An 18,958-nucleotide genomic window follows, 5' to 3' on the forward strand; every position below is an offset into this window, starting at 1 on the left:
CGACTCAATGGACAAGCATCACTTCAGTCCACCCCTGAACTTCAATCGCTGGATCGAGGAACACGCACACCTGCTCAAGCCGCCGGTAGGCAATCGGCAGTTGTGGAAAGACAGCGACACCATGGTCACGGTGGTCGGCGGTCCTAACCAGCGCACCGACTTTCACGACGATCCGGTGGAGGAATTCTTCTACCAGTTCAAAGGCAACGCGTACCTGAACATCTGGGACCGTGGTCAATACGAGCGCATCGATTTGCGCGAGGGCGACATGTACCTGATGGCCCCCCATGTAATTCATTCACCACAGCGCCCAGAGCCGGGCAGCCTGTGCCTGGTGATCGAAAAAGCCCGGCCTCCAGGCCAGTTCGACGCCCTGCAGTGGTCATGCGCGCATTGCGGCACGCTGGTCAGACGCTATGAGCTGCAGCTGCAGAGCATCGTCAACGACCTGCCGCCAGTCTATGAACAGTTTTATGCCACCAGCGAAGCCGAACGACGCTGTAACGGCTGCGGGGAAATCCATCCCGGGCGTGACTGGCAGACTTGGCACCGAACTCTGGAGGCAGTCAAACGCCCATGAAAATCGACATGCATTCGCATTTTTTCCCCACCATCAGCCAGGCCGAAGCCGCCCGCCTGAGCCGCGATCGTGGCCCGTGGCTGCACGCCAGTGGGCGCACCGGCCAGATCATGGTCGGCGACAAACCGTTTCGCCCAGTACACGACGTGTTGTGGGACATGAACCGGCGGATAGAACACCTCGACGAGCAGGGCCTGGACGTGCAGGTGATGTGCGCCACGCCGGTGATGTTCGCCTACGACGCGCCCATCGAACGTGCCCTGCCCTGGGCGCAATTGATGAACGACCGTGCATTGGAAATGACCGCCGTGTCGCCGAAGCGCCTCAAAGTCCTGGCTCAGGTGCCATTACAGGACATCGACGCCGCCTGCCGCGAAGCAAGCCGCGCCAAGGCTGCCGGCCACGTGGGTGTACAAATCGGCAACCACGTGGGCAATCTTGACCTCGACCATGAAGGCCTGGTCACGTTTTTCACCCACTGTGCGCAGGACGACATTCCGGTGCTGGTGCACCCCTGGGACATGATGGGTGGCGAGCGCATGCGCAAGTGGATGCTGCCGTGGCTGGTGGCGATGCCGGCGGAAACCCAGCTGGGCATTTTGTCGTTGATCCTGTCTGGCGCCTTCGAACGCATTCCGCCATCGCTGCGCTTGTGTTTTGCCCACGGCGGTGGTGGGTTTGCCTTTCTGCTCGGGCGCGTGGACAACGCCTGGCTGCACCGCGACATCGTCCGTGAAGACTGCCCAAACCTGCCGTCGAGCTACGTCAAACGTTTCTTCGTCGACTCCGCCGTGTTCGATCCGCGCTCTTTGAAATTGCTGGTGGACGTGATGGGCGCCGACCGGGTGATGCTCGGCTCCGACGCACCGTTCCCGTTGGGCGAGCAAAGCATTGGTGCCGGTGTCATCGAACACCCTGAACTGGATGACGCGACCAAGGCGCGAATTCTGGGCAGCAACGCCCAGGCGTTCTTCGGGCTCTGAATACTACAGCGGTAAAAAGCCCCGCTGCGAGCGATCGCAGCGGGGCTTTGTCATTTAGCTATCTATCAAAACTTGTAGCGCACACCCATCTGCAACCCTTCGGGGTTTTCGTTGCGCAGCGGGCTTTCCAGGTTCCAGCTGACCGGATAACGCACTTCCGAATCGCGGTTGTGGTGGACATAGCCATACACCGCGTAGAGGTCGGTCTGTTTGTTGAAGTTGTAGATGTACGCCAGGTTGATGCCACTGGCGTCGCTCAATGCCTGGTTCTTGCGGTCATCTTTGTAGACCACACTGACCGCAATATTCTGGGTGTCCCAGAAGTTGTGCCGAACGCCCAGTTGCAGGTCACTTCCGTTGGACTCGAAATCCACCCAGGGCGCATAGGCGTAGTAACCGACGTAACGGTGATAGACCGCTGTCAGGTCAGTGGTGCCCATGGTGTAGACCACAGTGAAGTACGCGTCGGTGGCCTGCTCCATGGTGTGTTTATCCCACAGATTGCGCTGGTATTTACGGTCCACGGCGGCGGCGAAGTACCACGGGCTGTCCGCCCAATAATCGATGCTGGTGCTATAGACCACGCCGTCGCGGCTGCCGTCGTTTTCCCCCAGGGTCGCCATGCCGCGAAACTGATAACCCGCGTATCGCGGGCTGATGTACATCAGCGAATCGTTCTCCCGCCACGGTGCGTAAAACACCTGGACGTTGTTGATCAGGCTGTAGTCGTTGCCGTACAGCGGATCGGCGTAGCCATAGCTGTTGGCAGAGGGAGTGTCCTGGCGACCGGCGCTGAGAGTCCCCCAACGCTCGGAAATCACCTGGTAATAGACTTCGCGTTTACCGGTCGAGTCGTCGGAATGAGGGTTGTACATGGCTTCGTAGACAGCATTGAGTTTGATGTCATCGGTCACCTCCTGCGTCCACTTGAACTGGATGCGGTTGGCGCTCAGGCCCGCTCCCGTCAACCGATCAACGGTGTCGCCTCCCGAATGGGCGACTTCGTACGTCAGGTCGACCACCCCGGACACCTTGAACTCGGCGTAGCAAGCACCACTCATCAATGGAATGGCGAACAATAGGTTGCGCATGAAAAACTCCGGACACTGCGAAAGTGCTGGTCGGTGGCCTGTCACCAGGCCACCTCCAGACTTTTCTTATTTATTGTTATGGTGAGTCGTCAGTCACTGCGTGTTCAGTCGCGGGCTGGCCACGGTTTGCCCGGGGCGTCGAAACTCGGCTTGCCCAGCAACGGCGTCGACAATGCGTAGAAGCCATGGTTGGTGAAGACCCAGATCAAGTTGCGGTCGTACTCGGTATAGGTACCGTGGGTCAGGTTGCCCATGGCGTAACTCGCCACATTCTTGGTATCGAACGGCGGCACGAAGTACGCGCCAATAGTCGGTTTACCGGGCTGGCGCACATCGAACACCTGCACCCCGGCGTTGTAGAACGCGTACGGCAGGATGCCCTCACGGGAGATACCCGGTTGGGTGTAGTAACCCGAGCGTTTAGGCCCGAAGCTGCCTTTGCGTTGGCAGTAGTCGGTAAACGCAGCCTCCTTCGGCGGCGTCGGCCGCGGCAGCACATACTCGATGGACGGCTTTTGCGGGTTGCTGACGTTGACCGCAAAAATGTCCTTTTTGGCCTCGAAGCAATCTTCCGACAGCGGGTAGCCACTGAAATAAATGATCCCGGTTTTCTCAACCTGAGAGACGTCGATGTTGTCGCCCTCAGTACCCGCCACGCTGACCGGAAACTCCAGGTGACCGACCACTTTCATGTTGTCGGCCTGGGTGATATCCACTACGTAGAGGCCCATGCCGCCCATCGCGGCGTAGCCATATTTACCGCCCTGCTCGACGGTTTTCGGAATAAACAGCGACATGCGTGCGCCCATCCACGAAGCCCTGTTGCCAGCACGCGGGTTGGCCTTGAACACGGCTTCGTGCTGCGGGTCGCCGACGATTTGCCCTGGCACGGTGAGCATCTGCAATAGTTTCGGGTTGCCTGGGTCCGACATGTCCCAGGACTGGTAACCGGCGTTGTACAGGTCGTTGGGGTATTCGGTGAGTGCGTACTTGTCGCTGGGTGCTGCGGCCACGTACATCACATCGCCACCGAAGTAGGCAGGGATGTCCCGTACGCCGGAGCCCTGCTGCTCGCCAATCGGCGCATCCGGATGCTCGATATCCGTGGTGCGGGTGGCGATCAGTTTCCAGTCGGCCGGTAGCGGACCGTTCATCTCGTAGACCTTGAACCCCTTGAGGTGCTTGGACTTGCGGATGGCTTCAACTTTGTCCGGCTCGCGGTATTTGTCATTCAACACGCCAAAGCGCCGTACTTCGAAGGACTGGACCATGATGTTTTTGCCCAGCTTCTTGTTCCATTGAACCGTGGCCGCGCCGAACATATCGTCGGGGGCGTACGGGTTTTCTTCCGCACCCGGACCGTCCGGGCCCCAGGTCGACCCCTTGGTGAACACCAGCTTTACATCCTTGGGATGGGTGATATCGAACACCTTGAGATTGCGGCGCACGTACTGGTAGAGGTAACGCTTGCCGTCGAAGTCGACGATGTTTTGCCAGGTGTGAAACGGCTCGACCGTGATCGGGTAATACGCCTCGACGGTCATGTTCTTGATGTAGCTTTTGGTATCCCAGTAATCCAGTTCCCCTGCAAACGGCTCGCCCTCGTGACTGAATGGAGTGGCCGCCGGGTGGGTGAATTTGCCTGTCGCCTTGTCCATGCCATAGCTGCCTGGGGCGGGCATGGGTGGGGTCTTGTCCACGGACAACGCGGTCTGCTGTTTGACGAACGGGTCAGTGATGTTGACCGGGGCCGAGCTGTCCGCGTAGACGCTGCTCCACAGCCCCAGCATTACGCAGGTGGTCAGCGCGCTTTTGAGGAACGGCGCACGGGGTTTGTTGGGGAGTCGCATTGTTTTCATTGTTCACTCCAGGGGTGGTGCCCGGTTGGGCAGTAAGGTCATTGCAAATGGTTGTGCTGAGTTGAAAAAGCGCATGCCGGTGGCGCTTACCGGCCCTACAAAATGTCGATGGGGTAATCAGTGATCAGCCGGAAATCATCCAGGTCGCCGGAGCCCTGGTCGCTGTTCGCCCGATGCCAGGCCTGGCGAGCGCGCACGCTCAAGCCTTTGGCGGGCCCGGACTGGACCACGTAGCGGACTTCCAGATTGGTCTCGTGATGTTTGCCGTGACCGCCGTAGCGTCCGGAATAAGGGCCGGTGGCTGCGATGCCACTGCCATCGATGCCCCACCCGCGCACGTAGCGACTCATGAAGGTCAGCCCAGGCACGCCGTAAGGCGCCAGGGACAGGTCGTAGCGCACTTGCCAGGACTTTTCCTGCGGGCCGTTGAAGTCGGAAAACTGCGCCGCGTTCGGCAGCTGAATCGAGGCGCCCTGATCGTTGCCGTTGCGACCATTGCGGTCTTTGTCACCCACGCCCAGGTAATCGAACGGGGTGTCACCGTCTATCTTCTGCAATCCCAGGAGCCAGCGGTGCGCGCCGTGGCGCCAGAAGGTCGACAGACCGACACTGGTGTTATTGATCTCACCGGCCCTGGCTTGACCCTCGTCGAGCGTGCGGTAGGTCGTCAGGCCGAGCCCGAACTGATTCACCGCACCGACATCGATGCGGCTTTCGAGATTGGCGTAGTACTGGTTCCAGAGGTCTTCGAAACGCGAGCCATACAGGCTGATGGACAGCCCCGGCGCCAGTTGATAACTGCCACCCAAGTAGTCGGCAGTTGGCGTGGTGACGCCGGCCATCACCGCCCACAGGTCGCCATCGGCGTTGGTAGTGACCGGGCTGGTGCCAGAGGTGAAATGCCCGGCTTGTACTTCGAGCCCCTCGACCTCGCGACTGACCAGCGACAAACCAGTGGCCGTCTGCGGCACGATACGGAAATGGCTGACGCCAAACACCGGTGTTTCCGGCCGTTGTTCGCCGTACTTCAGAATGCTGTTGGACAGACGCAGCTTCAGCGCCGCACCAGCCTTGGAATAATTATCTGCAGGTTGCCCATCATCGTGCACCGGCAAATTACCGGTGCCGGATTTGTCGGCGGGCGCATCCAGTTTTAAACCCAGATACGCAAACGCATCCACGCCAACGCCTAAATCGCCTTGGGTAAAACCGGAGGTGTATTGGCCGAGCAGGCCCTGGGTCCAGTCGCGTGCATCGCGACGCCCCTCTTCCTTGCTGCGGTTGAAGTAGGAATTGCGCAGTAATAACTCGACTGCGCTGTCCGGGACGAACCCGCGCCCAGGTGCTGTCAGCTGAGCCGCGAACGAAGGCAACGCGCACGCGCTGGCCAACAACAGAACAGTGGTTCTGGTGTGATTCATGACAACCCCATGTGTAAGGCGAGCCGAAGGTGTTTTATCGGTGCGCGCAATCGGCCGGGGCACGCAGGTGCCCGGTCGATGCATCAGCCGGAGAAAAGTGCCCGACCTCCCTGGTCAGGCGTAGCCACTTAGCGTCGCAGTGGCAAAGGCTTGGGCGCGTCCGTCAGGACGGGGGCCTTTTGCCGAAAACGCAGGAAGTAGATCAGCAGGATTACCGCAAGGAACGGCACCCCGCAGAGCAGCGTTGGGGCAAACTCTTCGGTGAACAGGGTGGTCGTCATCACCGCGAGCATCAGCAGCAATCCGCCGAGGCTGGTCCACGGGTAGCCCCACAGTTTGAAAGCCAAAGGTTGCCCGGCCTGACGGCGACGGAAAAACAGGTGCGTGAGGAATATACCTGCCCAGGTGAACATGGCCCCGAACATCGCGATGGACATCATCAAGGTGAAGGCTTTTTCCGGGTAGGCCAGGTACAACAGCGTCGCCAGGCCGATCCCTACCGATGACAGCAACAACGCAGGCAACGGCACGCCTTTACTGTTCAGACGACCAAACAATGTAGGAGCCTGGCCGGCCCGCGACAAACTGAACATCAATCGCGTGGTGATGTAGAGCTGGCTGTTCATCGCTGACAGCGCCGCGATCAGAATGACTGCGTTAAACACCGCGCCCGCATAAGGCACGCCGGTCGCCGCCATGACTGTGACGAACGGGCTCTGACCCCCGCTGTTCTGGCCCCAAGGCACAATCGCCAATACCAGAGCGATGGTCAGCAGATAAAACACCACCAGGCGCACCACAGTGATACGGAACGCACGGGTCACCGCGCGCTGCGGATCCTTGGCCTCCCCGGCCGCCACCGCGATCATCTCGATGCTGAGGTAACTGAAGAACGCGACGATCACCGCCACCCAAGTCCCCCACCAGCCGTTGGGGAAAAAACCTCGGTCATTGGTGTAGTTGGCAAAGCCGATGCTGGTATCTGCAGGAGCACCGTATACCACGTAGGCGCCCAACAGAATGAACACCACAATCGCGCAGAGCTTGATCAGCGAGAACACATATTCAATGGCACCAAACACCTTGACGCTGAATGCGTTGGCGACAATCAGCGCCATGGAAAACGCGACCATCCAGTAACCGCCGGGCACGTCCGGGTACCAGTACTTCATGTACATGGCAGCGGCGGTGATTTCCGTGCCGACCGCAAACACGATCGACGACCAATAGGCATAGCGAATCGCGAAGCCAAACCATGGGGCGACGTAGAACTCGGCGAAAGATCCGAACGATCCCGAGGTTGGGTGGCGCACGGTCATCTCCGCCAGGCAGCCCATCAACAACAAGGCAATCAGGGCGCCGATGCCATAGCTCACCAGAACACTGGGGCCGGCAAAACCAATGGCGAAACCGCTGCCCAGAAACAGCCCGGTGCCGATGGCGCCACCAATGGCGATCATCGACAGCTGACCGCTGGTGAGGCTTTGCTTCAAGCCTTTTTCGCGGTCTATCAAGTGTTCGAAGGTGCTGGTTGTTTTTGTCATTGCACTATTGCTCCGAATCGGTGGGAGGGGCTCAGGTCACTGACTTGCGGGCCAGGAACTCCGGGCGATCCCATTCTTTTTGTTCGAGGATTTCACGCAAGGCGACCACGCTGTCCCAGATATCCACATAGCGGATGTACAGCGGAGCAAAACCAAACCGCAGGATGTCGGGCGCACGGAAATCGCCGACGATGCCGCGAGCGATCAATGCCTGCATCACTGCGTAAGCCTGGTCGTGGGCGAGCGACACCTGACTGCCCCGCTGTTCGCCGTCACGCGGGGAGCGCAACTCGATGCCCAGGCCGGCCAGCTGCTGATCGCACAGGGAAATGAACAGGTCGCCCAAGGCCACGCTTTTTTCTCGAAGCATTTTCAGGTCGACGCCGTCGAACACTTCCAGTGCCGCTTCCAGGGCCAACACACCCAGTTGCGGCGCAGTGCCCGTGAGCATCCGGTCGATGGTGGGATGAGGGCGGAAGTGATGGTCGAAATCGAACGGCTTGGCATGGCCATGCCAGCCTGTGAGCGGTTGGCGAATATGCGGGATATGGCGCTCGGCGACGAACACAAACGCTGGCGCACCCGGGCCACCATTGAGGTACTTGTAGCCGCAACCCACGGCGAAGTCGGCATTGACCTCGTTCAGCGCGATGGGCATGGCGCCAGCCGAATGGCAAAGATCCCAGACCACCAGAGCGCCGACTGCTTGGGCCCGTTCGGTGATACGCGCCATGTCGTAGCGCTTGCCGGATTTGAAGTTGACATGGGTCAGCGAAACAATCGCCACCTCTTCATCCAGGGCATCGAGAATGTCGTCCGGCTCGACGCAGCGCAATTGACTGCCCGTGAGCTCGGCCACACCATCAGCGATGTAAACGTCAGTTGGAAAGTTGCCGCGCTCGGCCAGAATAACGCTGCGTCCGGGACGCAGGCGGATGGCCGCGACCAGCACCTTGAACAGATTGATCGAAGTCGAGTCGGCAACAATCACTTCGTGGCCCTGCGCGCCGATCAACCCAGCAATCTTTGCCCCAGCACGCTGTGGCGCGGGGTACCAGTCGGCATCGTTCCAGGAGCGAATCAGGCCTTGAGCCCATTCCTGCTTGAGAACTTTCTCGATCCGCGCCGGAATGTGCCGCGGCATTGCGCCCAAGGAGTTGCCATCAAGGTAGATTTCGCCCTCGGGCAAGTCGAAACGCTCACGGGAGTTACGCAATTCATCTATCTGATCGAGGTGTTCAAAGTCCGCTCGGGTGGCGGGGGTGGACGTGGACATAAACGCTCCTTCTGAGTTTTTCTTCTTCTTGTGGGGCTGACGGGCCGCCTGCTGATCGGACCCGCGACGGGGGGCGATCCTCATGGCATTGCAAACGGACCTGTAAGCCACTGCGAAGTGTCCTGATGCTAACCGCACAGGCCATTACCCGAAAATAGAAAAGCCCGCGCCAAGTATTCTCGACTGTTATAGCTGGCGGCGTCGGGCGGGGAGCTGGGGGGATGCTAGATAGGAAAGAGGCACAAATCCGTAGGAGCCTGGCTTGCCGGCGATGGCGAATGTTCCGCCGCCATCGCTGGCAAGCCAGGCTCCTACACTTGAACGGGGTGTTCGCGGGGGTTGGGGGACGGCACAAATCCGTAGGAGCCCGGCTTGCCGGCGATGGCGGTGTTATGCCGGGGGGGATGCCGCTATTTCCACACAACCCGCCTCATGCGCACAAAAAGCAGGCAAAAAAAAGGGGCGGTTTGACCCGCCCACATTTTTTTCCCTAGTCCCTGTGTTCCTTTTCATCATCCTGATGAATCGCTCCTGCGATATCCTTTCCCCTTCATCCTGAGGGGCGTGTCTATCCGTCGACACAACCCAGATACTAGACCTTACCCAGCCATGAGCAACGCATGGAAAATGCTCAAGCGCCTGAATAACCAACTCCCCAAAAAAAATATAGGCATATAAATCATATGCTTACGAAAGCCCTCAAGCGAACGCAGCCAAACATTCACCTGTAAAAATAACGAACACTTACGACAGAGTAAGCAAAGACTTACGCCACCTGACTACAAACCCGAGTCTCCCCCGCCGACTCAAATCCCGCCCACAAAAAACCCCGAACCAGTCGGGGTTCTTCGCTGCCTGCCTGCAATACGCTTATTGGAACAGCGACTCGCTCGACAAACCGTTCTTCTCCAGGATCTCCCGAAGACGCTTGAGACCTTCAACCTGGATCTGCCTGACCCGCTCCCGAGTCAGACCAATTTCCAGGCCTACATCTTCCAACGTGCTGCTCTCATGACCGCGCAGGCCGAAGCGGCGAATCACCACCTCGCGCTGCTTGTCGGTCAGCTCGGACAGCCACTGGTCAATGCTCTGGGACAGGTCGTCGTCTTGCAGCAGCTCACAGGGATCGGTTGGACGATCATCGGTAAGGGTGTCCAGCAGGGTTTTATCCGAATCCGGACCCAGCGAGACATCGACCGAAGAAACCCGCTCGTTCAAGCCCAGCATGCGCTTGACCTCTCCTACCGGTTTTTCCAGCAGGTTGGCGATTTCTTCGGGTGAGGGTTCATGATCAAGTTTTTGCGTCAGTTCCCGGGCTGCCCGCAAGTACACATTCAGCTCTTTGACCACATGGATCGGCAACCGGATTGTCCGGGTCTGATTCATGATCGCGCGCTCGATGGTCTGACGAATCCACCAGGTTGCGTAGGTCGAAAAGCGGAAGCCGCGTTCAGGGTCGAACTTCTCTACCGCCCGAATGAGTCCGAGGTTGCCCTCTTCGATCAGGTCCAGCAGCGACAGGCCACGATTGACGTAGCGCCGGGCGATTTTCACCACCAGCCGCAGGTTGCTTTCAATCATGCGCTTGCGCCCAGCCGGATCCCCACTTTGCGACAAACGCGCAAAATGCACTTCTTCTTCGGGGGATAACAGAGGGGAAAAGCCGATTTCATTGAGATACAGCTGCGTGGCATCGAGTGCGCGCGTGTAGTCAATGTACTTGTGTTGCTTCAACGACGCGGAGTGTTTGGATTTAGTACGAACGGAAGGTGGAGCTGCCCCTTCATCATTCGACACCGAATCCGTCCCGATGTCGGTCTCCATAAGGAGAACCTCATCGTCGATGTCAAACTCCGGCACTTCTTTACTGAGAGCCATTGTTATAGTCCTTTGGTGAGTTCGACCTCAAGCTCAAGCGACGCCTTTATCCTTGGCAACGCTGGAGCCTGTTCCCTCTACGCGACGGAACAGGCTGGTAACAAATCAACGACGTGGCAGGAACTGCAGTGGATCTACAGGTTTACCTTGGCGGCGAATCTCAAAATGCAGTTTCACCCGGTCTGTACCCGTTGACCCCATTTCGGCAATTGTCTGTCCGACCTTGACCTGCTGCCCCTCCCGAACCAACAGCCTGCGGTTATGTCCGTAGGCACTGACGTAGGTGTCGCTGTGTTTGATGATGACTAATTCACCGTAGCCCCTTAAGCCACTCCCGGCGTATACCACCGTCCCATCAGACGCAGCTAAAACAGGCTGTCCCAAATCTCCGGCGATATCAATTCCTTTATTCAAACTCCCGTTTGAAGAGAATTTTCCAATAAGAATGCCATTAGAAGGCCATCCCCAGCCGGTCGGGGCTGGACCTGCTGGAGGCAGTGAAGCGGGTGCCGGTTTGTTCGCGACGGACGGTACAACCACTGCAGTCGTTGGCCCCGACCCGTTAACCGGACGCTTGAACACCGTGGTTTTACTCGACGATGAAGGCGTTGAACTGGATGAACTGGAAACCGTTGAAGGCGTTGAACCGGTGCGCCCGTCGAAGCGAATCGTCTGACCCGGATGAATGGTGTAGGGCGCCGGAATATTGTTACGGGCTGCCAGTGCCTTGTAGTCCCAGCCGTAGCGGAAGGCAATGGAAAACATGGTGTCCTTGGGTCGCACGACATACTGACCCGTGGTCACTGCCGGCCGTTGAGCCACGGCCTTGTTGCGATCGACGACGCGCACGTCACTCGATTTGTTGCTGGAACATCCAACCAGCAAGGTGCTCAAGACAAGGCCAGTCACCAGGCGCTGAAAGCTCGTGATACCAATTCGCTGCGCAATGACTTTGAGACTCACCCGCCGCTCCCTTTGTGGTGGCTGAAAATTTGAAGTGCCAAGTATCGGCAGGAAATGACGCAAGTATAACGGGCCGTGCCGGCTTTACCTTAGTGAACTACCGCACACGTTTGCTGACTGACGATGAATCTGTTTAACCCGATGTTGCCGCTGTAAGACAGGAGCAATCGAATAGAATTCAGCGCGTTTAAACAAATGCTCAGGCCAGCGGCCCATTCAACAGTGGGACGAACCGGACGGCGCCCAGCACATGCCTGGAAAAACCCTGTTCTTCGCGGATGATCAGCATCAGTTGCTGGACCTCTCCCGAGCCGACCGGAATCACCAGGCGTCCACCCGGCGCCAACTGGTCGAGCAGCGCCTGGGGTACGTCCGTTGCGACCGCCGTGACGATAATGCCGTTGTATGGCGCCAGCGCCGGCCAACCTTCCCAGCCGTCGCCCCAACGAAACACCACGTTGCGCAGGTTCAATTCGACCAGGCGCTCCTTGGCCCGGTCCTGCAGGACCTTGATGCGTTCGACCGAGAACACCCGCTCCACCAACTGCGACAGCACCGCCGTCTGGTAGCCCGAGCCCGTGCCAATCTCGAGGACCTTGTCCAACGGCCCCGCCTCCAGCAGCAGCTCGCTCATGCGCGCCACCATATAGGGTTGGGAAATGGTCTGGTTATGGCCGATCGGCAATGCCGTGTCTTCGTAAGCGCGGTGCGCCAGCGCCTCATCGACGAACAAATGACGCGGAGTACGGCGAATCACCTCCAACACTTTGGCGTTGGAGAGCCCTTCGTCATACAGGCGCTGGATCAGGCGTTCGCGGGTACGCTGAGAAGTCATCCCGATGCCGCGTCGCAGAATATCGTCGTGCTCACGAGCCATTAGCGCAGGCCCTCCAGCCAGCCATCAAGACTTCTGAAGGCATCATTGAAGGTTCGGTCCAGCTGCAGCGGAGTAATCGACACATAGCCTTGCACCACCGCATGAAAATCCGTCCCCGGACCGCCGTCCTCGGCGTCTCCGGCAGCTGCAATCCAGTACCCGGATTTGCCGCGTGGGTCGACTACTTTCATCGGCGCGGCAGCCCTGGCGCGATGGCCGAGGCGTGTCAGCTGGATGCCGCGAATATGATCCAGGGGCAAATTTGGAATGTTCACGTTCAGCACCGTGCGCGGGGGCAGCTCGAGGTCAGCGTGGGCTTCTACCAGTTTGCGCGCAAAGTAAGCCGCTGTGGGAAGGTTCTCTACTTGCCGTGAGACCAGCGAGAACGCGAACGAAGGCCGCTCCAGGAAACGCCCTTCCAGGGCTGCGGCAACCGTACCGGAATACAGCACGTCGTCCCCCAGGTTGGCACCGAGGTTGATGCCCGAGACCACCATATCCGGTTGGCGCTCCAGCAGGCCATTGAGGCCCAGATGCACGCAATCGGTAGGGGTGCCATTGAGGCTGACAAAACCATTGGCCAGGGTTTGCGGGTGCAACGGACGGTCGAGCGTCAGCGAGCTGCTGGCGCCGCTTTTGTCCTGGTCAGGGGCGATAACCACGCACTCGGTGTAATCCGCCAGCGCAGCATAAAGCGCGGCGAGTCCGGGCGCAGTTACCCCATCGTCGTTAGAAATCAGAATACGCATGGGCTGTCCGTCTGCCCCACCGGCACCAGATCGACTAGCTCGCGCACCAATACGGTGGCAAAGCATCCGGCCGGCAGGACGAATTCCAGTTGCAGAATGTCAGGCTCCGGATAATGCCACGTCAACCCACCAATGGGCAGTCGCAGGATGCGACGTTCGTGGCTCATTCCGGCGTTAACCAGCCAATCGCGCAAGTCTGCTTCGCGAGTGGCGATCGCCTGCTCCAGTTCATGGACAACCCCAGCGGCCGGTGAGTCACCTTCGCCCCACTGCGGGCCGGTCGGATGCAGGTCAAGAATATCCAGGCGCGGGTCGCTGCATTCAGCTTCGCCGGCCGGGAAAAAGCTGCGGCTGTCGGTAAACGCCAGCAGATCGCCGACCTGGGCACGCTGCCAGCTGCCGTCGGCAACCCGCGCCGCCAGGACCTGGTTGAACAGAAAACTGCGGGCGGTCGAGAGCAGGCGCGAACGCACGTTGCGCTGTTCCGGCAAGGCCTTGCGCGCGGCCCAGGCACGGGCATCGACTACGTTACCGCCGTCGAAGCCGAAACGCTGGGCACCAAAATAATTGGGCACGCCTTGCTTGCTGATCAATTGCAGTCGTTCTTCAATTGCCGCCTTGTCGCCGGCGAACTGGGTCAGGCGCAAGGTGAAACCATTGGCCGAGTGAGCGCCGCGTTGCAGCTTGCGTTTATGGCGGCCGGTCTTGAGGATTTTCAACGTGTCGTTTTCTGCGGCCGACAAATCCGGATCGGCCTTGCCTGGCAATTGCACGCTGAACCATTGGCGAGTCAGCGCCTGACGGTCCTTCAGCCCTGCGTAACTGACGGTGCGCAACGAAACGCCCGCAGCCTTGGCGATCCGCCGTGCCGCTTCCTCCGTGTTCAGGCCGCGCTTTTCGACCCAGATCCAAAGATGCTCGCCATCGCCGCTCAAGGGGATGTCGAGCACTTCATCGACCTGGAAGTCTTCGGCGGTGGCTTTGAGCACTGCAGTGCCGAGCGCGTCACCATAGGCCCGGGGGCCAAGCAGTTGCAGTTCGTTCATGCGCGCAGCAACAAGGCAACGGAATGCACGGCAATACCCTCTTCGCGCCCGACAAAGCCGAGCTTTTCGGTAGTGGTGGCTTTCACGTTCACCTGATCCAGTTCAACTTGAAGATCCGCAGCGATCAGCGCGCGCATCGATTCGATATGCGGGGCCATTTTCGGCGCCTGGGCGACGATGGTGTTGTCGACGTTGCCGACTCTCCAGCCCTTGGCGTGGATCAGACCGACGACGTGACGCAACAGCACGCGGCTGTCGGCGCCCTTGAAAGTAGGGTCGGTGTCGGGAAAGTGCTTGCCGATATCGCCCAGCGCTGCCGCGCCGAGCAAGGCATCGCTCAAGGCGTGCAGCAGGACGTCACCGTCGGAGTGAGCGAGCAGCCCGAAGCCGTGTGCGATACGCACGCCGCCCAGAGTAATGAAATCGCCTTCAGCGAAACGGTGCACATCATAGCCGTGGCCAATACGCATAAAAAAACGCCCCGAATTTTGTCAGGGCGTGATTCTACCTGCATTACACGCCTAGGGCGCGTCCGTGATGCCGCAAGTGGTCATCGATGAAACTGGCGATGAAAAAATAGCTGTGGTCGTAGCCCGGTTGCAGGCGCAACGTCAGTGGATGAGCAGCCAGCTTGGCCGCCTGCTGCAGGGCTTCAGGCTTGAGTTGGGTGGCGAGGAAGTCGTCGCGGTCACCTTGGTCAACCAGCAACGGCAGCTTTTCGTCAGCCTCGGCAAGCAACGCGCAGGCATCCCATTCGCGCCACTTTGACCGGTCCTCTCCCAGGTAACGGGAAAAGGCTTTCTGGCCCCACGGGCAGTCCATCGGATTGTTGATCGGCGAGAACGCCGACACCGACTGGTAGCGTCCCGGGTTGCGCAAAGCGCAGACCAGCGCACCGTGGCCACCCATGGAGTGACCGCTGATCCCGCGCTTGTCCGACGCCGGAAAATGCGCCTCGACCAGTGCCGGCAGCTCCTTTACCACGTAGTCATGCATGCGGTAATGCCGGGACCAGGGTTCCTGGGTGGCATTCAGGTAAAACCCCGCGCCCAGGCCGAAGTCCCAGGCGCCATCCGGATCCCCCGGTACATCGAGGCCGCGAGGGCTGGTGTCCGGCGCGACGATGATCAACCCGAGCTCGGCGGCCATGCGCATCGCGCCGGCCTTGTGCATGAAGTTCTCGTCGGTGCAGGTCAGGCCGGACAGCCAGTACAGCACGGGCAGCTTGCCGCCCTGCTCCGCTTGTGGCGGCAGGTACACCGCAAACACCATGTCGCAGCCGAGCACATCGGAACGATGGCGGTAGCGTTTGTGCCAGCCGCCGAAGCTTTTCTGGCAGGAGATATTTTCCAGGCTCATGAGCGACCTCAGAAATGAATGACGCTGCGGATGCTTTTGCCTTCGTGCATCAGGTCGAATGCCTTGTTGATATCTTCCAGGCCCATGGTGTGGGTGATGAAAGTATCCAACGGGATTTCCCCGGTTTCAGCCATTTCGACATAGCTTGGCAGCTCGGTACGACCACGCACCCCACCGAACGCCGAACCGCGCCAGACTCGACCGGTCACCAGCTGGAATGGACGGGTGGCGATTTCCTGGCCTGCACCGGCGACGCCGATGATCACCGACTCGCCCCAGCCCTTGTGGCAGCACTCAAGTGCGGCGCGCATCAGTTGCACGTTGCCGATGCATTCAAAGGAAAAGTCCACTCCGCCATCGGTCATGTCGACGATGACTTCCTGGATCGGCCGGTCGAAATCTTTCGGATTCACGCAGTCGGTTGCGCCCAGCTGCTTGGCGATCTCGAACTTGGCCGGGTTGATATCAATGGCAATGATGCGCCCTGCCTTGGCCTTGACCGCGCCGATGATCGCAGACAGACCAATACCGCCGAGGCCGAAGATGGCGACGGTATCACCAGGTTTCACTTTAGCCGTATTGAGTACTGCGCCGATCCCGGTGGTAACCCCGCAACCCAGCAGGCAGACCTTTTCCAGGGGCGCTTCCTTGGCGATCTTGGCGACAGAGATTTCCGGCAGCACGGTGTACTCGGAAAAAGTCGAAGTCCCCATGTAGTGGAAAATTTGCTGGCCCTTGTAGGAGAAGCGCGACGTGCCGTCAGGCATCAGGCCTTTGCCCTGGGTTGCACGAATGGCCTGGCACAGGTTGGTTTTGCCCGACAGGCAGAATTTGCACTGACGGCATTCCGGCGTATACAGCGGAATCACGTGATCGCCAACTGCAACCGAAGTCACGCCCTCGCCGATCGCTTCAACCACTGCGCCACCTTCGTGCCCCAGGATCGACGGGAAGATGCCTTCCGGATCGGCGCCCGACAGGGTGTAGGCATCGGTATGGCAGACCCCGGAGGCCACTACGCGCAGCAGGACTTCACCAGCCTTGGGCATGGCGACGTCGACTTCAACGATCTCAAGAGGTTTCTTGGCCTCAAAGGCAACGGCAGCGCGCGACTTGATCATGGGGATACTCCAGTGAATAAACGAGACGAGCAGTGTAATACATCCATTTACAGTGAATAATCCGGACAAAAGCAAAACATTATTGCCACACAGGGATAATCTTCAATGTCCGAAAATCGTTGGGAAGGCATAGACGAGTTTGTTGCCGTGGCCGAATGCAGCCAGTTCACCGCAGCGGCAGAGCGTCTTGGTGTTTCCTCCTCGCACGTCAGCCGACAGATTGTCCGCCTCGAGGAGCGCCTGCAGACCCGCCTGCTCTACCGCAGTACTCGACGGGTCACGCTGACCGAAGCCGGGCAGACGTTTTTGCAACATTGCCAGCGCCTGCAGGATGGTCGCGAGGAAGCCTTGCGCGCAGTCGGTGACCTGAGCAGCGAGCCCAAGGGCATGCTGCGCATGACCTGCGCTGTAGCCTACGGCGAACGGTTTATCGTGCCGCTGGTGACCCGATTCATGGCGTTGTATCCGCAACTGCGCATTGATATCGAACTGAGCAACCGTCAACTCGACCTGGTGCATGACGGTATCGACCTGGCCATCCGCCTCGGCCGACTTCAGGACTCGCGACTGGTGGCCACGCGCCTAGCACCACGGCGCATGTACCTATGCGCCTCGCCTTCCTACGTGGAACGTTATGGTCGCCCGCACAGCCTGTCCGAGTTGAGCCGCCATAACTGCCTGATCGGCAGTTCGGACCTGTGGCAACTGGAGCAGAACGGACGGGAGTTTTCCCAGCGGGTGCAGGGAAACTGGCGCTGTAACAGTGGCCAAGCGGTGTTGGATGCGGCGTTGCAAGGGGTCGGGTTATGCCAGTTGCCGGATTATTACGTGCTGGAACATCTGCAAAGCGGCGAGCTGATTTCGCTGCTGGAAGCGCATCAACCGCCGAATACGGCGGTGTGGGCGCTTTATCCACAACAACGGCATCTGTCGCCGAAGGTGCGCAAGTTGGTGGATTATTTGAGGGAAGGGTTGGCGTTGCGGCCGGAGTACCGGGTTTGAGAGTGGTGTTGCCTGATCCACCGCTATCGCGAGCAGGCTCACTCCTACATTGGATCGGTGGCGCAAACGGAAATCGTAAACGACACCAACCACTGTAGGAGCTGTCGAGTGCAACGAGGCTGCGATCTTTTAGCGGCGGTTAGCCCAACGCAGCCGTAACCACTCAAGGTCTTCAGGTCGAGTGACCTTCAGGTTGTCCGACCGCCCTTCGATCAACCGCGGCGCCAACCCCGCCCACTCCATGGCCGAAGCTTCATCCGTAATAATCGCATCCGCCACCAGGCTGTCCGCCAGCGCCCGATGCAATGCACCAAGGCGAAACATCTGCGGTGTATACGCCTGCCAGATCACACTGCGATCCACGGTTTCAACCACCCGGCCGTTTTTGTCGACCCGCTTCAACGTATCCCGCGCCGGCACCGCCAGCAGCCCGCCGACCGGATCATCCGCCAGTTCACTCAGCAACTTATCGAGATCATCACGACTCAGGTTGGGCCGGGCAGCATCGTGCACCAGCACCCAGTCTTCGTCGTTCGCTCCCAGTGCATGCAAGTGCAGCAAGGCGTTCAACACCGAACCGGAACGCTCGGCACCGCCGTCGACTCGCTGGATTCGCGCATCGCTTGCGCAGGCGAGGTTCGGCCAATAGGGATCATCTGCAGCAAGACTGACCACCAGCCCCTTCAGGGATGGATGATCAAGGAAACAGCCAAGGCTGTGTTCGAGAATAGTGCGCCCGCCCAGTTGCAAGTATTGCTTGGGACGGTCTGCGGCCATACGGGCACCGACGCCCGCGGCAGGAATCACGGCCCAGAAGGCCGGGATCGAGGAATTCATTGAGCCAACTGGTAAAGGGTTTCACCGTCCTTGACCATGCCCAACTCATGACGAGCCCGCTCTTCAACGGTCTCCATGCCTTTTTTCAACTCACTGACTTCGGCGTCCATGACCCGATTGCGTTCCAGCAAGCCCTCATTCTCAGCGTGTTGATCAGCGATCTGCTGAGTCAGCTCGGCCACTTGCGCCAGGCTGCCATTACCCACCCAAAGGCGGTATTGCAGGCCAGCCAGCAACAGGAGCAAGACGAGAAACAACCAATTGGGACTGCGCATCGAATATCGGGTTTCCAGTGAAAAAGACAGCCATGCCAAAACTTGAAGCATCTGATAGCACGAAGCCTGGAAGACCCAGGCTTGTGCTGATAAGGCA

18 protein-coding genes are annotated in these 18,958 nt (G+C 59.3%); 3 read left to right on the top strand and 15 right to left on the bottom strand.

The window, feature by feature from the left end; genetic code table 11:
- Nucleotides 1-7: 7 nt before the first annotated feature.
- Together ORL50_RS03600 and ORL50_RS03605 are read left to right on the top strand one after the other, a co-directional pair.
- Nucleotides 8-580, top strand: coding sequence for a 3-hydroxyanthranilate 3,4-dioxygenase (locus ORL50_RS03600; protein ID WP_266009876.1), 573 nt, complete (start codon nt 8-10; stop codon nt 578-580).
- Between the two features lie 8 nt (nt 581-588).
- Nucleotides 589-1,563: an amidohydrolase family protein gene (locus tag ORL50_RS03605; protein WP_266009877.1), complete on the top strand. Its 975-nt coding sequence runs from the start codon at nt 589-591 to the stop codon at nt 1,561-1,563.
- A gap of 65 nt (nt 1,564-1,628) precedes the next feature.
- Here ORL50_RS03605 and ORL50_RS03610 read toward each other — a convergent pair whose 3' ends face one another.
- The 13 genes from ORL50_RS03610 to ORL50_RS03670 form a co-directional block, all read right to left on the bottom strand.
- Nucleotides 1,629-2,654, bottom strand: coding sequence for a porin (locus tag ORL50_RS03610; protein WP_266009878.1), 1,026 nt, complete (start codon nt 2,652-2,654; stop codon nt 1,629-1,631).
- Nucleotides 2,655-2,758: 104 nt separating this feature from the next.
- Complete coding sequence (locus tag ORL50_RS03615; protein ID WP_266009879.1) at nt 2,759-4,513, bottom strand: LVIVD repeat-containing protein; 1,755 nt, start codon at nt 4,511-4,513, stop codon at nt 2,759-2,761.
- Nucleotides 4,514-4,608: 95 nt separating this feature from the next.
- Nucleotides 4,609-5,934, bottom strand: a complete 1,326-nt coding sequence (locus ORL50_RS03620; RefSeq protein ID WP_266009880.1) for an OprD family porin — start codon at nt 5,932-5,934, stop codon at nt 4,609-4,611.
- 128 nt (nt 5,935-6,062) lie between these two features.
- Nucleotides 6,063-7,478 (bottom strand): amino acid permease, encoded by a 1,416-nt coding sequence (locus tag ORL50_RS03625; protein ID WP_266009881.1) that lies wholly within the window; start codon nt 7,476-7,478, stop codon nt 6,063-6,065.
- 31 nt (nt 7,479-7,509) lie between these two features.
- On the bottom strand, nt 7,510-8,754 hold the full coding sequence (gene kynU, locus ORL50_RS03630; RefSeq protein WP_266009882.1) for a kynureninase: 1,245 nt from the start codon (nt 8,752-8,754) through the stop codon (nt 7,510-7,512).
- A gap of 870 nt (nt 8,755-9,624) precedes the next feature.
- Nucleotides 9,625-10,632: an RNA polymerase sigma factor RpoS gene (rpoS, locus tag ORL50_RS03635; RefSeq protein ID WP_266009883.1), complete on the bottom strand. Its 1,008-nt coding sequence runs from the start codon at nt 10,630-10,632 to the stop codon at nt 9,625-9,627.
- A gap of 105 nt (nt 10,633-10,737) precedes the next feature.
- Nucleotides 10,738-11,595 (bottom strand): peptidoglycan DD-metalloendopeptidase family protein, encoded by an 858-nt coding sequence (locus tag ORL50_RS03640; RefSeq protein WP_266009884.1) that lies wholly within the window; start codon nt 11,593-11,595, stop codon nt 10,738-10,740.
- Nucleotides 11,596-11,794: 199 nt separating this feature from the next.
- Nucleotides 11,795-12,430: a protein-L-isoaspartate(D-aspartate) O-methyltransferase gene (locus tag ORL50_RS03645; protein WP_247289450.1), complete on the bottom strand. Its 636-nt coding sequence runs from the start codon at nt 12,428-12,430 to the stop codon at nt 11,795-11,797.
- 41 nt (nt 12,431-12,471) lie between these two features.
- Nucleotides 12,472-13,221: a 5'/3'-nucleotidase SurE gene (gene surE, locus ORL50_RS03650; RefSeq protein ID WP_266009885.1), complete on the bottom strand. Its 750-nt coding sequence runs from the start codon at nt 13,219-13,221 to the stop codon at nt 12,472-12,474.
- A complete protein-coding gene (gene truD, locus ORL50_RS03655; protein WP_266009886.1) occupies nt 13,209-14,267 on the bottom strand; it encodes a tRNA pseudouridine(13) synthase TruD in 1,059 nt (352 codons plus the stop codon). Before truD ends, surE begins: the two co-directional genes overlap by 13 nt.
- The gene (ispF, locus tag ORL50_RS03660) at nt 14,264-14,737 is read right to left on the bottom strand and encodes a 2-C-methyl-D-erythritol 2,4-cyclodiphosphate synthase (protein ID WP_266009887.1); all 474 of its coding nucleotides are present in this window, start codon (nt 14,735-14,737) and stop codon (nt 14,264-14,266) included. Before ispF ends, truD begins: the two co-directional genes overlap by 4 nt.
- Nucleotides 14,738-14,780: 43 nt before the next feature.
- Complete coding sequence (fghA, locus tag ORL50_RS03665; protein ID WP_266009888.1) at nt 14,781-15,626, bottom strand: S-formylglutathione hydrolase; 846 nt, start codon at nt 15,624-15,626, stop codon at nt 14,781-14,783.
- 8 nt (nt 15,627-15,634) lie between these two features.
- On the bottom strand, nt 15,635-16,747 hold the full coding sequence (locus ORL50_RS03670) for an S-(hydroxymethyl)glutathione dehydrogenase/class III alcohol dehydrogenase (protein ID WP_266009889.1): 1,113 nt from the start codon (nt 16,745-16,747) through the stop codon (nt 15,635-15,637).
- Between the two features lie 105 nt (nt 16,748-16,852).
- On the opposite strand from ORL50_RS03670, the gene ORL50_RS03675 reads away from it, so the two are divergent.
- Entirely contained in the window at nt 16,853-17,749 is an 897-nt protein-coding gene (locus ORL50_RS03675) for a LysR family transcriptional regulator (protein ID WP_266009890.1), read from the top strand.
- Nucleotides 17,750-17,878: 129 nt separating this feature from the next.
- Here ORL50_RS03675 and ispD read toward each other — a convergent pair whose 3' ends face one another.
- Together ispD and ftsB are read right to left on the bottom strand one after the other, a co-directional pair.
- Nucleotides 17,879-18,586 carry a 2-C-methyl-D-erythritol 4-phosphate cytidylyltransferase gene (gene ispD, locus ORL50_RS03680; RefSeq protein WP_266009891.1) on the bottom strand — a complete coding sequence of 236 codons (708 nt, stop codon included), beginning with the start codon at nt 18,584-18,586 and terminating at the stop codon, nt 17,879-17,881.
- The gene (ftsB, locus tag ORL50_RS03685; protein WP_008028992.1) at nt 18,583-18,861 is read right to left on the bottom strand and encodes a cell division protein FtsB; all 279 of its coding nucleotides are present in this window, start codon (nt 18,859-18,861) and stop codon (nt 18,583-18,585) included. Before ftsB ends, ispD begins: the two co-directional genes overlap by 4 nt.
- Between the last annotated feature and the right edge of the window lie 97 nt (nt 18,862-18,958).

The sequence above is a fragment of the Pseudomonas sp. RIT-562 genome, assembly GCF_026241895.1.
In the GTDB taxonomy this organism is placed as follows: Bacteria; Pseudomonadota; Gammaproteobacteria; order Pseudomonadales; family Pseudomonadaceae; genus Aquipseudomonas; species Aquipseudomonas mandelii_F.

Coding starts and splice junctions, on each gene's coding strand:
- ORL50_RS03600 (WP_266009876.1), top strand. CDS start 8: ATGGACAAGCATCACTTCAGTCCACCCCTGAACTTCAATCGCTGGATC.
- ORL50_RS03605 (WP_266009877.1), top strand. CDS start 589: ATGCATTCGCATTTTTTCCCCACCATCAGCCAGGCCGAAGCCGCCCGC.
- ORL50_RS03610 (WP_266009878.1), bottom strand. CDS start 2,654: ATGCGCAACCTATTGTTCGCCATTCCATTGATGAGTGGTGCTTGCTAC.
- ORL50_RS03615 (WP_266009879.1), bottom strand. CDS start 4,513: ATGAAAACAATGCGACTCCCCAACAAACCCCGTGCGCCGTTCCTCAAA.
- ORL50_RS03620 (WP_266009880.1), bottom strand. CDS start 5,934: ATGAATCACACCAGAACCACTGTTCTGTTGTTGGCCAGCGCGTGCGCG.
- ORL50_RS03625 (WP_266009881.1), bottom strand. CDS start 7,478: ATGACAAAAACAACCAGCACCTTCGAACACTTGATAGACCGCGAAAAA.
- kynU (WP_266009882.1), bottom strand. CDS start 8,754: ATGTCCACGTCCACCCCCGCCACCCGAGCGGACTTTGAACACCTCGAT.
- rpoS (WP_266009883.1), bottom strand. CDS start 10,632: ATGGCTCTCAGTAAAGAAGTGCCGGAGTTTGACATCGACGATGAGGTT.
- ORL50_RS03645 (WP_247289450.1), bottom strand. CDS start 12,430: ATGACTTCTCAGCGTACCCGCGAACGCCTGATCCAGCGCCTGTATGAC.
- surE (WP_266009885.1), bottom strand. CDS start 13,221: ATGCGTATTCTGATTTCTAACGACGATGGGGTAACTGCGCCCGGACTC.
- truD (WP_266009886.1), bottom strand. CDS start 14,267: ATGAACGAACTGCAACTGCTTGGCCCCCGGGCCTATGGTGACGCGCTC.
- ispF (WP_266009887.1), bottom strand. CDS start 14,737: ATGCGTATTGGCCACGGCTATGATGTGCACCGTTTCGCTGAAGGCGAT.
- fghA (WP_266009888.1), bottom strand. CDS start 15,626: ATGAGCCTGGAAAATATCTCCTGCCAGAAAAGCTTCGGCGGCTGGCAC.
- ORL50_RS03670 (WP_266009889.1), bottom strand. CDS start 16,747: ATGATCAAGTCGCGCGCTGCCGTTGCCTTTGAGGCCAAGAAACCTCTT.
- ORL50_RS03675 (WP_266009890.1), top strand. CDS start 16,853: ATGTCCGAAAATCGTTGGGAAGGCATAGACGAGTTTGTTGCCGTGGCC.
- ispD (WP_266009891.1), bottom strand. CDS start 18,586: ATGAATTCCTCGATCCCGGCCTTCTGGGCCGTGATTCCTGCCGCGGGC.
- ftsB (WP_008028992.1), bottom strand. CDS start 18,861: ATGCGCAGTCCCAATTGGTTGTTTCTCGTCTTGCTCCTGTTGCTGGCT.